The 12,956-nt window shown below is 63.2% G+C and carries 13 protein-coding genes; 6 read left to right on the forward strand and 7 right to left on the reverse strand.

Annotated elements, in window-relative coordinates:
• Positions 1–188: 188 nt before the first annotated feature.
• The 6 genes from J2X56_RS21005 to J2X56_RS21030 all read right to left on the reverse strand — a co-directional run bounded on the left by J2X56_RS21005 (position 189) and on the right by J2X56_RS21030 (position 5,864).
• Positions 189–350, reverse strand: coding sequence for a hypothetical protein (locus tag J2X56_RS21005; RefSeq protein ID WP_310162313.1), 162 nt, complete (start codon positions 348–350; stop codon positions 189–191).
• The gene (locus tag J2X56_RS21010; protein WP_121043006.1) at positions 347–1,330 is read right to left on the reverse strand and encodes an aliphatic sulfonate ABC transporter substrate-binding protein; all 984 of its coding nucleotides are present in this window, start codon (positions 1,328–1,330) and stop codon (positions 347–349) included. Before J2X56_RS21010 ends, J2X56_RS21005 begins: the two co-directional genes overlap by 4 nt.
• 19 nt (positions 1,331–1,349) lie before the next feature.
• Positions 1,350–2,246 carry an ABC transporter permease gene (locus J2X56_RS21015; RefSeq protein WP_134135469.1) on the reverse strand — a complete coding sequence of 299 codons (897 nt, stop codon included), beginning with the start codon at positions 2,244–2,246 and terminating at the stop codon, positions 1,350–1,352.
• 4 nt (positions 2,247–2,250) lie between these two features.
• Positions 2,251–3,237 carry an aliphatic sulfonate ABC transporter substrate-binding protein gene (locus tag J2X56_RS21020; RefSeq protein WP_121043010.1) on the reverse strand — a complete coding sequence of 329 codons (987 nt, stop codon included), beginning with the start codon at positions 3,235–3,237 and terminating at the stop codon, positions 2,251–2,253.
• 390 nt (positions 3,238–3,627) lie between these two features.
• A complete protein-coding gene (locus J2X56_RS21025) occupies positions 3,628–4,233 on the reverse strand; it encodes a sensor histidine kinase KdpD (protein WP_039789179.1) in 606 nt (201 codons plus the stop codon).
• Between the two features lie 2 nt (positions 4,234–4,235).
• Positions 4,236–5,864, reverse strand: a complete 1,629-nt coding sequence (locus tag J2X56_RS21030) for a response regulator (protein ID WP_121043012.1) — start codon at positions 5,862–5,864, stop codon at positions 4,236–4,238.
• Between the two features lie 472 nt (positions 5,865–6,336).
• Here J2X56_RS21030 and recA point away from each other — a divergent pair, with 472 nt between their 5' ends.
• From recA to J2X56_RS21060, 6 genes are all read left to right on the forward strand, one after another.
• Positions 6,337–7,386: a recombinase RecA gene (gene recA / locus J2X56_RS21035; RefSeq protein ID WP_034341268.1), complete on the forward strand. Its 1,050-nt coding sequence runs from the start codon at positions 6,337–6,339 to the stop codon at positions 7,384–7,386.
• Between the two features lie 149 nt (positions 7,387–7,535).
• Positions 7,536–8,000: a recombination regulator RecX gene (gene recX / locus J2X56_RS21040; RefSeq protein WP_310162381.1), complete on the forward strand. Its 465-nt coding sequence runs from the start codon at positions 7,536–7,538 to the stop codon at positions 7,998–8,000.
• Between the two features lie 522 nt (positions 8,001–8,522).
• Entirely contained in the window at positions 8,523–9,683 is a 1,161-nt protein-coding gene (sucC, locus tag J2X56_RS21045) for an ADP-forming succinate--CoA ligase subunit beta (protein WP_121043016.1), read from the forward strand.
• Positions 9,684–9,783: 100 nt separating this feature from the next.
• Complete coding sequence (gene sucD, locus J2X56_RS21050) at positions 9,784–10,665, forward strand: succinate--CoA ligase subunit alpha (RefSeq protein WP_013232695.1); 882 nt, start codon at positions 9,784–9,786, stop codon at positions 10,663–10,665.
• A 181-nt stretch (positions 10,666–10,846) separates the two neighbouring features.
• On the forward strand, positions 10,847–11,581 hold the full coding sequence (locus J2X56_RS21055; protein ID WP_121043018.1) for a TerC family protein: 735 nt from the start codon (positions 10,847–10,849) through the stop codon (positions 11,579–11,581).
• Between the two features lie 202 nt (positions 11,582–11,783).
• Positions 11,784–12,290 (forward strand): pilin, encoded by a 507-nt coding sequence (locus tag J2X56_RS21060; RefSeq protein WP_121043020.1) that lies wholly within the window; start codon positions 11,784–11,786, stop codon positions 12,288–12,290.
• 104 nt (positions 12,291–12,394) lie between these two features.
• Here the strand turns inward: J2X56_RS21060 and moaC are convergent, their stop codons facing one another.
• Entirely contained in the window at positions 12,395–12,901 is a 507-nt protein-coding gene (moaC, locus tag J2X56_RS21065; RefSeq protein ID WP_121043022.1) for a cyclic pyranopterin monophosphate synthase MoaC, read from the reverse strand.
• Positions 12,902–12,956 lie beyond the last annotated feature (55 nt).

Here is a 12,956-nt window from a genome sequence, read left to right on the forward strand (position 1 = left end):
AGTGGATGAGCGTCGCCAGTCCGTTTTACCGCCGGCTTTTGCCGGCGGTTTTTTTTGTTCGCTTTGTTTTGCATTCCACGCCTGAAGTTTTCTTCATTTCGGTCTGGAGCCGCCCAGGTGGCGGGCATCATCTTTCCTGTTCCGGCCTTTTCCTTCGTATCGCAGCGTCCCATAAAAAAAGCACCGCATCAGCGGCGCTTTTGAGATTGCTCGTCCGGCGCAGTGCCGGGGCGCTCCCGATCCCGGTCGCGTCGGGGAAGACGTCCGTCCGACAAGGGAAACAGCAGCGCCACCACCACCAGGATGACCAGCAATACCAGCGTGATCTGGTCCAGTCCATCCATGCTCATGCCACCTTGTCGGCGGCCCAGATGGCGACGTCGGCCGTGTCGACCTTCTTGGGCAACAGGCCGGCGGCGAAGAAGGTATCGGCGATGCGTTGCTGCTCGCCCAACGCCTCGCGCTTGACCGCACGTACCTCGTAGCTGCGGCGGCTGTTGGCCAGTTCGATGGTATCCGCATCCAGTCCCCAGAGCGGGGCCAGGAACGCGGCTGCCTCGCGCGGCTGTTGCTTGACCCAGAGGCCGGTCTTCTTCAGTTCATCGAACACCACCCGCAAGACCTCGGGACGTGCCTGCGCGAAGCTGGCCGAGGCCAGGTAGTAGCGTTGGTAATCGGCTACGCCGCGTCCGTCGGAGAGGATGCGCACCTGCGACTGCCGCTGCACGCCCGCCAGGAAGGGATCCCAGGTGACCCAGGCGTCGACGCTGCCGCGTTCGAAGGCGGCGCGGCCATCCGCCGGCGACAGGTAGGCGGGCTGCACATCGCTGAATTTCAATCCGGCTTTTTCCAGCGTGGCGATCAGCAGGTAATGCACGCCGGCCGCCTTGGTCACGGCGATCTTCTTGCCCTTGAGATCGCTGGCCGTGCGCAGTGGCGAATCGGCCCGCACCACGATGGCCTGTGCGGCGGGCGAGGGCGATTCCTGCGCGATGTAAGCCAGTTTGGCGCCGGCAGCCTGGGCGAACACGGGTACGGTATCGGCCACGTCGGCACTCAGGTCGACGCCGCCCACATTGAGCGCCTCCAGCAGCGGCAGGCCACTGGCGAATTCATGCCAGCTGATCTTGGCCCCGCTCGGTGCCAGCAGTTTTTCCAGGGTGCCATTGGCTTTCAGGATGGTCAGCAGGGTCGAGGATTTCTGGTAGCCGATGCGGATGGCCTGGTTGCTCTGGGCCAGCACGCTGGCCGGCGCCAGTGCGCCCAGACCCAGTGCCGCGCCGGTCTTGAGGAAGCGGCGGCGGTTGGATGCGTGGTCGTGAAGGGACATGGATAAGCTCAAAAGTAGGTCAGGATTTCTGCTGGCTGGATTGCCGGCGCGCGTCGCGCCAGCCCAGGCTTTTCTGTTCGACGGCGCGCAACAGGCTGTCGCTGACTTTGCCCAGCAGGGCCAGGATCAGGATCGCGGACAGCACCAGGTCCGGCCGGCTGCTTTCGCGCCCATCCGAGAGCAGGTAGCCCACGCCCTTGGTGGCAGCGATCAGTTCGGCCGCCACCAGGAACATCCACGCCAGGCTCAGTCCCCCGCGCAGGCCGGCAAACAGGTAGGGCAGGGAGGCTGGCAGCAGGATGTGGCGGATCAGTTCGCCGGTGCTGAGGCCGGAGCTGGTGCCGACTTCGATCAGCTTGTGGTCGATGTCGCGAATGCCGGCCACCAGATTCAGGTACACCGGGAAAAACGCACCGATGGCAATCAACACCACCTTCGGCGTTTCATCGATGCCCAGCCACAGCAGCAGGAGCGGAATCCAGGCCAGGCTCGGGATGGCGCGCAGCGCCTGGAAACTGGGTTCCAGCAGGGCTTCGGCGCGGCGGCTGATGCCGACCAGTAGCCCCAGGGCAACCGCCAGCACGCTGCCGATCACGAAGCCGGAAGCCACACGGGCGAGACTGGCAGCGATATGCGGTAGCAATTCACCGCGCTGCGCCAGTGACCACAGGGTGTGTGCCAGCTCGCTGGGCGGCGGCAGCAGGCGCGCAGGAATCCAATCCAGCCGCGCACCGGCTTCTACCGCCAGCAGGAACAGCAACGGCAGGATCCAGCCGGTGAAGCGGCCCGGGCGATAGCCATCGTCATGCGGCCAGCCCCGGCGGCGCGGGGTGGCCGCGCGCGCCACGGGCGGCTTGGCGCCGTCCAGCTGGGGCGTGGCCTGCAGCGTGGCCGGAAGCGGGATGGGATCAGCCATGGCCTCAGGCCTTCACCACGCCCTGCGCATAGCTGGGATCGATCAAGGCATTGATGGTGCGCGGCAGGTCGGTGCCGCTCTTGACCAGGTCTTCTTCCAGCAGGATGGGCGAGGCTGCGCGCAGCGCTTCGATGTGTTCGCGGCCGATCTGCGGCTGCGAAAAATCGTTGCGCTTCAGTTGCAGGCGCGCCACCGGGGCCGACAGCTTGGACTCTTCCGACAGCAGGGCCACGGTCTCGTCGGGATGGGCGATGATCCAGGTGCGCGCACGTTCATAGGCGGCGAGCACGCGCTTGACCTGGTCCGGATGACGGGCGGCGAAGGTGTCGCTGACGTTGAGGAAACCGTAGGTGTTGAAGTTGACGTTGCGGTAGATCAGGCGCGATCCGGCTTCCAGTTCGCTGGCCGCCAGATGGGGATCGAGCCCGGCCCACGCGGCCACACGCCCCTGTTCCAGTGCGGCGCGGCCATCGGCGTGCTGCAGGTGGACGATTTCGACGTCGCTCTTCTTGAGGCCATTCTCATGCAGTGCGCGCAGCAGGAAGAGATACGGATCGGTGCCCTTGGTGGCGGCGATCTTCTTGCCCTTGAGTTCGGTGATGGACTTCACCGTCGACTCCTTGCCCACCGCCAGCGCCGTCCATTCCGGACGCGAATAGATGTAGACCGCCTTGACCGGATTGCCATTGGCCCGTGCCAGCAGGGCGGCCAGGCCGGCGGTGCTGCCGAAGTCCACGCTGTCGCTGTTGAGATATTCGAGCGCGCGGTTGCTGCCGGCGCTGAGGACCCATTTGACTTCCGTGCCTTGCGCCTTGAGGTCTTCCTCCAGCCAGCCGAACTTGCGCAGCACCAGGCTGGGCGGCGAGTAGTAGGCATAGTCCAGGCGGATGGTCTTGGGCGGCTGTGCGGCACGCGCCAGCAGGGGCGCGCTGCCCAGTACGGTAGCGCCGAGCGCGGCGGGGGCCAGGCGCAGGAAGTCTCTGCGTTGCATGAATGGGTTCTCCCTTGGTTGGATCGCCCCGCACGAGGTGGCGCAGCACGGCCATGGCCGGCCGCACAGGCGGGACAAACCGACACTCTAAGGACGAAGCTCTGGCGGAAGAACGACTATTTTCGCGCTTGCATATGCGGGCGGCGCATGTGGCCGCAGGCCCGAACGGGGGGCATTCCATGGCGGCCGATGGCCGTCATGTCCTCATGCAGAGATGCAGAGATGCAGAGGTGCAGAGATGTACAGATGCAGTTGTGTAGAGGAGACGGGATGCGGCCCTTCAGTCATGTAGTCCTCTGCAGGAGTGGCAGACCGGCCAGGCAGAGAGAGGGGGACGAGGAGGACGATGAGGCCACGGAGAAGATGCGTCTCCGTACGCGCCTCATCGATTTACGGCAGGCACAGTTCGAACAGCGCACCACCATCCGGATGATTGGACAGGCGCGCTTCGCCATGCCGGGTCTCCTTGTTGTGGGCGGTGGCAATGGCATTGCACAGGTCCATGCCCAATCCGGTGGACGGCTTCTTTTCCTGGGTGCCGATGCCGGGGCCATCGTCGCGCACCGTGAAGATCACGCCGCCTTCCGGATGCTTGCGGCAGCCCAGCGCGATCTGCGAGCGAGCAAAGCGGCTGGCATTCTGCAGCGCCGCCTCCAGCGCCAGCGCCACCAGGTGTTCATCGAAGAAGCCGATCACCGGCATGTCGGTTTCGTCCACCTGCAGGGCGATGTCGTTGCTGCGGGAGACGCCGTGCTCGCGCACCAGGGCATCGAGGAAGTCCAGCGGCGAGACCGCCTCGACCTGCGCGCGCAGGCCCTGGGAATCGGCCTTGTAGAGGGTCAGGAAGGCGATCAGCTTTTCCTGCAGGGCCAGGCAGGTGACATGGGCCTGCTGCACGCGCGGCACGTCGTCGGACAGGCGGCGCAATTCCCCCTCCAGCACGCCCAGGGAGTTTTTGATGTCGTGAATGATGATCGCGGCAAGCTTGGGATCCATGGTCAGCTCTTCGGGGCTACTTTGGTCAGGGTGTCGCGCAGGAATTTGTGCATCTTCGCGACTCTATCGTTGCCGGGAATCAGGCGGTCCAGGGTGGCCAGGTAGCGGCGCACGCGCTTGACGTATTCTTCGTTCCAGCCGCGCTGGCTCATCCACAGCAGATGCAGCTGGGCGGCCGCCAGCAGCACGCCGGTGTTCTCCGGCATGCTGGCCAGCGCCTCTTCCAGCCGCGCCAGCGACTCGTCGGGCTTGGCGCTGCGCATGAGGGCATTGGCTTCGGCGATGATGCTCATGCAGTGCTTGACGGCACCGTCGATGAGCTCTTCGGCCAGGTTGGCGCGGCCGGTATCGGCCAGCACCTTGCGCGCCAGCATCTGCAGGGTCTTGTTCTCGTGGTCGGACTTGACCGCCTCGGCGATCAGCTTGGCACCTTCCTCATCCTTGCCCATCGAGAAGGCGGCCTTGGCCAGCGCCAGGGTGGCGGTGTCCGAGGCTTCCTTGCCGGCCGCCTGGCGGGCCGTCTCGAAGGCTTGCTGGGCCGAGATGGTGTCGCCCAGCTGGACGTAGGCCTGGGCCTGCACGGCGGCCTGCGCGGAGACGAAGAGGTTGGATTCCTCGTAGCGGCGCGGCGCGCTTTCCAGCAAACGCAGCGCGGCATCCGGGTCGCCGCTGTCGATGTGCACCTGGGCCAGCGAGAGCAGGTCGGTCGGTTGCGCGGTGAGCGAACCCTTGGTGTGCTTCAGCACCTTGTCATAAGCCTCGCGCGCCTGGTCGAGATGGCCGCTGCGGTAGGCCACGTCGCCCACCAGGCGGCTGCGGCGCGCCGAGGGGATGATCTCGGAAGACTTGGTCAGCGCCTCCAGCGCGCCTTCCTGGTTGCCCTGGGCTTCGTCGATCTGCGCCATCAGGTCGTAGGCGGCGATGAACTGCTTGTTCTGCGCCAGTACGTCTTGCACGATCACGCGCGCATCATCCATCTGGCCGGCCACGATGTTGCAGCGGGCCAGGCCGATCTTGGCCCATACCAGGTCGTCGCGCATGGCCAGGGCCTGCTTGTAGACCTCGCGCGCCTCGTCGATGCGGCGCTGTTCGATCAGCAGCGTGCCCTTGGTCTTCATGATCTCGACGATCCACTTGGGCGCCGACTTGAGCACGTTGTCGCATTCGATGATGGCGCCGGTGATGTCCTTGCGCTTCATCTTCTCGGTCACCGGCAGCATGGCGTGCTGCTTTTCCAGCAGGCGGTCCACGCGTTCGGCGATGCGGCTGGCCGTCAGCGGCTTCAACATGTAGGCGTCGGGCTGGAACTCGGCGGCGCTGGCCACCAGGTTGTAGCCGCTCTCGGCCGTCACCATGATGAACATGCAGGTCGGCGAGAGCATGTTCTGGGTGCGGAAGAACTCCAGCAGCTGCTGCCCGTTGCTTTCCTTGTTGAGGTTGTAGTCGCAGATGATCAGGTCATAGGTGCCGGACTGCACGAAGCGGATGGCTTCATCGGGCGTGGCAGCCTGGTCGACCTTGGTCACGCCGAGCTGCCCGAGGTGCATGCGAATGTTCTGGCGCATCGTCGGCATGTCGTCGATGACCAGGCAGCGCAGGGCGCTGATGTGGCTGAAGGGCACTAAACTCATGAGAACGGTCTGTAAAGCGATCTGTAAGGCGATCTGTAAGGCGATCTGTTCGGGATTGCGGAATGCCGTGGGCCGAATAATTGCCGCGGCGCAATATCGTGCGAGATGACGACTATTGATACCAATTTGGCCATTGCTGACGAATTATTCCCCCCAACTCGCGAGTGTGCCGTTTTTTTTCCTTCCATGCATCATTCCTCTGCGATTTATGAAGTTTTTGGAAGGTCTGCCTCTCGTATAATTGTGGTTTTCGCCCACGGATGGAATTTGGGCCGACAAAAACGCTTGCACTAAGCACTGTTTTTTTATACAGTATCGCTCTATCGGGGCGGTCATCCACTGCTCCCCGGGCAACACCCGCGGCCTGCCAGCGATGGCCAGCCACCGCGAGCAAGATCCAAGCAACATTCAAGCAACATCAGCAAGACTCCCCCTGACACCCGTCTTCACGACATTTTGCCGAGAGAGATTTATGGACGACAAAAAAGCTGCGAACAACTCTGAAAAGAGCAAGGCGCTGGCCGCCGCGTTGGCACAGATTGAAAAGCAGTTTGGCAAGGGCTCGGTGATGCGCATGGAAGATGGCGTCATCGCTGAGGAAATCCAGTCCGTGTCCACCGGCTCCCTGGGCCTGGACATCGCGCTGGGCATCGGCGGCCTGCCGCGCGGCCGCGTGATCGAAATCTACGGTCCGGAATCCTCGGGCAAGACCACCCTGACCCTGCAATCGATTGCCGAAATGCAGAAGCTGGGCGGCACCTGCGCCTTCATCGACGCCGAGCACGCGCTGGATGTCACCTACGCGCAAAAGCTGGGCGTGAACCTGAACGACCTGCTGATCTCGCAGCCCGACACCGGCGAACAAGCCCTGGAAATCTGCGACGCCCTGGTGCGCTCCGGTGCGGTGGACCTGATCGTGGTCGACTCCGTGGCCGCGCTGACCCCCAAGGCTGAAATCGAAGGCGACATGGGCGATTCCCTGCCCGGCCTGCAAGCCCGCCTGATGTCGCAGGCGCTGCGCAAGCTGACCGGCAGCATCAACCGCACCAACACCACCGTGATCTTCATCAACCAGATCCGCATGAAGATCGGTGTCATGTTCGGCAACCCGGAAACCACCACCGGCGGTAACGCGCTGAAGTTCTACGCTTCCGTGCGCCTGGACATCCGCCGTACCGGTTCGATCAAGTCGGGTGATGAAGTCATCGGCAGCGAAACCAAGGTCAAGGTCGTCAAGAACAAGGTTGCGCCCCCGTTCCGCGAAGCCCACTTCGACATCCTGTATGGCGAAGGCACTTCCCGCGAAGGCGAGATCCTGGACCTGGGGTCGGAACACAAGGTGGTCGAGAAGTCCGGTGCCTGGTACAGCTACAACGGCGAGCGCATCGGCCAGGGCAAGGACAATGCCCGTAACTACCTGAAGGAACATCCGGAGCTGGCTCGCGAGATCGAGAACAAGGTCCGTGTCGCCCTGGGCGTGCCGGAACTGGCCGGTGGCGAAGCGGAAGCCAAGGCTTCCTGAATCCGCGCTTAAAGGATTCAAGCGCCATCGCGGCGACAGGGTTTGCCTGAGCCCTGGGTGTCGTGATGGTGGCTTGTTTATCTCGCTGGTGCCGTGCTGTGTTGGCGGTCTCAGGGGGAGGCAATACCGCAGTACAGCAAGTTCGCAACATGCCAAGACCGCCGATCAGCCTGAAAGCAAGGGCGCTCAAATATCTCTCTTCACGTGAGCATAGTCGCCAGGAACTTGCGCGTAAGCTTGCCCCTTACGCGCAAGAGGGCGATGACATCGAAGAGCTCCTGCAATGGCTGGAGCAGTCCCGTTTTCTTTCCCAGGAACGTTTTTCCGAATCGCTCGTGCATCGCCGCTCGGCGCGCTACGGCAATCAGCGCATCATCTCCGAACTTCACGGCCATGGCATTGAAGGTGAAGCCATCGCCGAACTGAAGGCCGATCTGGCCGCCGGGGAGGGCGAGCGTGCCGCGCAGGTGCTGCGCCGCAAGTACGCCGCACCGCCCGAGGATGCCGAGACCCGCGCCAAACAGATGCGCTTCCTCCTGCAGCGCGGTTTTTCCCATCGCAGCATCCGCGAAGCCTTCCAGACCGCTTGGGCCGACGACGAAGAATCCGCCTGAACCCAAGCTGCATCCAGCAGGGCCGGCCCGGCCAAGCACATTTTTCCCGCGTTTTCCTCGAAAACTCCCACCGGCGTGCGGCCTTGTCCTGCCCGATGGTAATTCCTGCGCATTGCGCCCGGTGTTAGCGCTACCGGCCAACAGGCCGTTTGTCGTGTGCTAGAATTCGGAAGTTTTTGCTGCGGCGCGCAAGCCTGAGGAGATACCGCGTGTTGCCGGTTTGTTAAAACGGCGCAACGGTGCAAGGCCCACGTCAGGAGCAGGAATGGATAATGCGAACGCTTCGGCGCAAGCTGGTGCGTTTCGACTATCAGACCAACTAAAGCAGACGGCATGCATATGCCCAATTCGACGAATTCACTCGCAACCCGCGCAGCTCACGCCTGCGCCCGACTCCATCCGGCAACGGATGCGACCCCCGCCTGCGGGTTGCAGTCTGCTTTCTGGTCGGCCGGCTCAATGCCGGCTTCCGAATTTCAATCCGGCAAGTTTCATTCATTCAGTGTCTAAAGGGAAGCTCCCATGAAAATCCATGAGTATCAGGGTAAAGAAATCCTGCGCCAGTTCGGCGTAACCGTGCCGCGCGGCATTCCTTGCATGTCGGTCGACGAAGTCGAAGCGGCTGCCCAGAAGCTCGGCGGCCCGGTGTGGGTCGTCAAGGCCCAGATCCATGCAGGCGGCCGCGGCAAGGGCGGTGGCGTGAAGGTGGCCAAGTCCATTGAGCAGGTCAAGGAATACGCCAACCAGATCATGGGCATGCAGCTGATCACCCACCAGACCGGCGCTGAAGGCCAGAAGGTGCGTCGCCTGCTGATCGAAGAAGGCGCGGACATCAAGAAGGAACTGTACGTTTCCCTGGTCACCGACCGCGTCTCGCAGAAGGTCGTCCTGATGGCCTCCAGCGAAGGCGGCATGGACATCGAAGAAGTTGCCCACAGCAACCCGGAAAAGATCCACAACGTCATCATCGACCCGATCGATGGCCTGACCGACGCCCAAGCCGACGACGTGGCTGCCAAGATCGGCGTGCCTGCCGCATCGATCCCGGCTGCTCGCCAGAACCTGCAAGGCCTGTACAAGGCTTACTGGGAAACCGACGCTTCCCTGGCTGAAATCAACCCCCTGATCCTGACCGGCGACGGCAAGGTCATCGCCCTGGACGCCAAGTTCAACTTCGACTCCAACGCCCTGTTCCGTCACCCGGAAATCGTCGCCTACCGCGACCTGGACGAAGAAGATCCGGCTGAAGTCGAAGCCTCCAAGTTCGACCTGGCCTACATCTCCCTGGACGGCAACATCGGCTGTCTGGTCAACGGTGCCGGCCTGGCCATGGCCACCATGGACACCATCAAGCTGTTCGGCGGCGAGCCGGCCAACTTCCTGGACGTGGGCGGCGGCGCCACCACCGAGAAGGTCACCGAAGCCTTCAAGATCATGCTGAAGAACCCCGAACTGAAGGCCATCCTGGTCAACATCTTCGGCGGCATCATGCGCTGTGACGTGATCGCCGAAGGCGTGATCGCGGCTTCCAAGGCCGTCTCGCTGAAGGTGCCCCTGGTGGTCCGCATGAAGGGCACCAACGAAGACCTGGGCAAGAAGCTGTTGGCCGATTCCGGTCTGCCGATCATCTCGGCCGACTCCATGGAAGAAGCCGCCCAAAAGGTCGTGGCAGCTGCCAAGTAAGTAACCCAACACGCAAGCCTGCGCGGCGCGAGCCGCCGGCTGCAAGCGATTGCAGCCCAGGCGCCGCCCGCGGCGCAGGCATCACAGTCAAGGAAGAGAAATGTCGATCCTCATCAACAAAGACACCAAGGTCATCACCCAAGGTATCACCGGCAAGACCGGCCAGTTCCACACCCGCATGTGCCGCGACTACGCGAATGGCAAGAATGCCTTCGTCGCAGGCGTGAACCCGAAGAAGGCCGGTGAAGACTTCGAAGGCATCCCCATCTATGCCAACGTCACCGAAGCCAAGAACGCCACCGGCGCCACCGTCTCCGTGATCTACGTGCCGCCCGCCGGCGCTGCTGCTGCCATCTGGGAAGCCGTCGAAGCCGAGCTGGACCTGGCCATCTGCATCACCGAAGGCATCCCCGTGCGTGACATGCTGGCCCTGAAGGACCGCATGGCCAAGGCCGGTTCCAAGACCCTGCTGCTGGGCCCGAACTGCCCCGGCCTGATCACCCCGGACGAAATCAAGATCGGCATCATGCCCGGCCACATCCACAAGAAGGGCCGCATCGGCGTGGTTTCCCGCTCGGGCACCCTGACCTATGAAGCCGTGGGCCAGCTGACCGCCCTGGGCCTGGGCCAGTCCTCCGCCGTCGGTATCGGTGGCGACCCGATCAACGGTCTGAAGCACATCGACGTCATGAAGGCCTTCAACGACGATCCGGACACCGACGCCGTCATCATGATCGGTGAAATCGGTGGTCCTGACGAAGCCAACGCTGCACGCTGGATCAAGGACAACATGAAGAAGCCGGTGGTTGGCTTCATCGCCGGCGTGACCGCGCCCCCGGGCAAGCGCATGGGCCACGCAGGTGCCCTGATCTCCGGTGGTGCTGACACCGCTGAAGCCAAGCTGGCCATCATGGAAGAGTGCGGCATCAAGGTCACCCGCAACCCGTCCGAAATGGGCCGTCTGCTGAAGTCGGTGCTGTAATTGACCACGGGCTGACTCGCTCAGCCACGGCAGTAAAGCAGTACCGCAAGACCAGCATGGGGAGCTCCGGCTCCCCATGTCATTTCTGGCAAGCCGTCCCGATGGGAGGCACTAACCGCGCACAACGCGGTCTTCCAGCCATGCGCCCGATCCGAGGCGCTGTTTTTCCAAGAGGACATGCATGGAATTCCTGGCCAACCTGAACTGGGTCGCCGTGGTGCAGATCATCCTGATCGATATCCTGCTCGGTGGCGACAATGCCATCGTCATCGCCCTGGCCTGCCGCAATCTGCCCGACAAGCTGCGCATGAAGGGCATCGTCTGGGGCACGGTGGGTGCGATCGGTATCCGCATCGCCCTGATCGCCTTCGCCGTGACGATGCTGCAATTGCCATTCCTCAAGCTGATCGGTGGCATCCTGTTGCTGTGGATTGGCATCAAGCTGCTCAACGAAGACGATGAGCACACCGACATCAACGGCAGCGACCGCCTGTGGGGCGCCGTCAAGACCGTGATCGTGGCGGACCTGGTGATGAGCCTGGACAACGTGATCGCCATCGCCAGCGCCGCCGAGCAAGCGGCCGGTGAGCACCAGCTGCTGCTGGTGGTATTCGGCATCGTGGTCAGCATCCCCATCATCGTCTGGGGCAGTACCCTGGTGTTGAAGCTGATGGAGAAATTCCCGGTCATCGTCACCCTGGGTGCAGCCTTGCTGGGCTACATCGCCGGTGGCATGATCTTCAGCGATGTCGCGGTACAGGGCTGGATCGAGGGCTTCATTGGCGACACCGAATTCGTGTTGCCGGGCGCTGCGGTGCACCTGAGCTTGCCCGGCCTGGTCGGTGCGCTCGGTGTGGTGCTGACCGGCCTGACGCTCAAGCGCAGGAAGCAGGAGCGCCAGAAAACGGCCGCCTGAGCGGCAAAGGCGCGTGCAGGCCATGGGGATGGCCGGCACGCTGCACACCAGAACCGGTGCCGCGGCGCCCGATACCCGGCCGTGCTTGAGCCAGGTCAGCGCCGCAGCACGACAAACCTGATAGCTTTGCAATTTTTTCGCTGGTACGCATGACCGGCGCTGCCGATACTGGCAACGCCCTTTTCATTTTTACGAGGATCCCATGAAACCCGTCGTCACCCGTCGCCCCCAACAAGGCTTCACCCTGCTCGAACTGATGGTCACGCTGGCCATCGTCGGCATTCTTGCGATGCTGGGCGCCTCGCAATACCAGGACTACATCGCCCGTGCGCGCGTCTCGGAAGGCTTCAACCTGGCCGAACCCTACAAGCTGGCCGTGACCGAGCAGATCAGCTCCAACAACGGCGTCTTCACCGTGGCGCAACTGGGCCTGCCGGCCTTCACCCCGACCGACAACGTCAGCAAGATCGAAGTCTCGCCGATGGAAAAGCGCGGCGTGGGCGGTGTCATCACCATCACTTACAGCCCGCGCGTGGGCGACGGCGGCACGCTCACGCTGACCCCCACCATCGCCTCCGGCACCATCCAGTGGCAATGCGCCGCCAAGGATGTGAAGCAGGCCGCCACGCCCGAAGGCGCTACCGCCAATACCGGCTTCGTCGCCGGTACGCTGCCGGCCAAGTTTGCACCGGCCAACTGCCGCGGCTGATCTGGGCTTGCAGCAGCGGATGCAGCATGAAAAAACGCGCCCTCGGGCGCGTTTGTCATTTTTGATTTGTCTTGTCCACAGCGAATTTGCTGCAGCGTGCTGCTTCAAGGGCGCGCCATGCTGATGTCGCTCTTGCCCCCGCGCTTTTCGGTCACGCAGATATCGGTCATGACCATGGTCTTGTCGACCGCCTTGCTCATGTCGTAGACGGTCAGCAGCCCGACCTGCACGGCCGTCAGTGCTTCCATCTCCACCCCGGTCTTGCCGAAGGTTTCCACTCGCGCGGTACAGCGCACGGAAGAACTGGCCGCATCGGTCTCGAACTCCACCGACACATGCGTCAAGGCCAGCGGATGGCACAGCGGAATCAGGTCGCCCGTGCGCTTGGCCGCCATGATGGCGGCGATGCGGGCGATGCCCAGCACGTCGCCCTTCTTGGCCGTGCCCGATTCGATGATGGCCAAGGTGGCCGGCTGCATGCGGATCACGCCGGTGGCCAGCGCCACGCGATGGGTCTCGTTCTTGCCGCCGACATCGACCATGTGCGCTTGTCCGCCCTGGTCGAAATGGGTGAGGCCGCCGTTGGGCGCGGAGTCGCCGGATGTGCTCATGCTGGTTCGCTGATGATGAAATGAAGGGAAAGGAGCGGGTATCATAGCAGGCAGC

Source organism: Herbaspirillum sp. 1173, from assembly GCF_031455335.1.
Lineage (GTDB): Bacteria > Pseudomonadota > Gammaproteobacteria > Burkholderiales > Burkholderiaceae_D > Herbaspirillum > Herbaspirillum huttiense.

Bases quoted from the DNA above. Each gene is read 5' to 3' on its own strand.
- J2X56_RS21030 (WP_121043012.1), bottom strand. From the start codon at position 5,864: ATGAGTTTAGTGCCCTTCAGCCACATCAGCGCCCTGCGCTGCCTGGTC.
- J2X56_RS21025 (WP_039789179.1), bottom strand. From the start codon at position 4,233: ATGGATCCCAAGCTTGCCGCGATCATCATTCACGACATCAAAAACTCC.
- J2X56_RS21005 (WP_310162313.1), bottom strand. From the start codon at position 350: ATGAGCATGGATGGACTGGACCAGATCACGCTGGTATTGCTGGTCATC.
- J2X56_RS21020 (WP_121043010.1), bottom strand. From the start codon at position 3,237: ATGCAACGCAGAGACTTCCTGCGCCTGGCCCCCGCCGCGCTCGGCGCT.
- moaC (WP_121043022.1), bottom strand. From the start codon at position 12,901: ATGAGCACATCCGGCGACTCCGCGCCCAACGGCGGCCTCACCCATTTC.
- J2X56_RS21055 (WP_121043018.1), top strand. From the start codon at position 10,847: ATGGAATTCCTGGCCAACCTGAACTGGGTCGCCGTGGTGCAGATCATC.
- J2X56_RS21010 (WP_121043006.1), bottom strand. From the start codon at position 1,330: ATGTCCCTTCACGACCACGCATCCAACCGCCGCCGCTTCCTCAAGACC.
- recA (WP_034341268.1), top strand. From the start codon at position 6,337: ATGGACGACAAAAAAGCTGCGAACAACTCTGAAAAGAGCAAGGCGCTG.
- J2X56_RS21015 (WP_134135469.1), bottom strand. From the start codon at position 2,246: ATGGCTGATCCCATCCCGCTTCCGGCCACGCTGCAGGCCACGCCCCAG.
- J2X56_RS21060 (WP_121043020.1), top strand. From the start codon at position 11,784: ATGAAACCCGTCGTCACCCGTCGCCCCCAACAAGGCTTCACCCTGCTC.
- recX (WP_310162381.1), top strand. From the start codon at position 7,536: ATGCCAAGACCGCCGATCAGCCTGAAAGCAAGGGCGCTCAAATATCTC.
- sucD (WP_013232695.1), top strand. From the start codon at position 9,784: ATGTCGATCCTCATCAACAAAGACACCAAGGTCATCACCCAAGGTATC.
- sucC (WP_121043016.1), top strand. From the start codon at position 8,523: ATGAAAATCCATGAGTATCAGGGTAAAGAAATCCTGCGCCAGTTCGGC.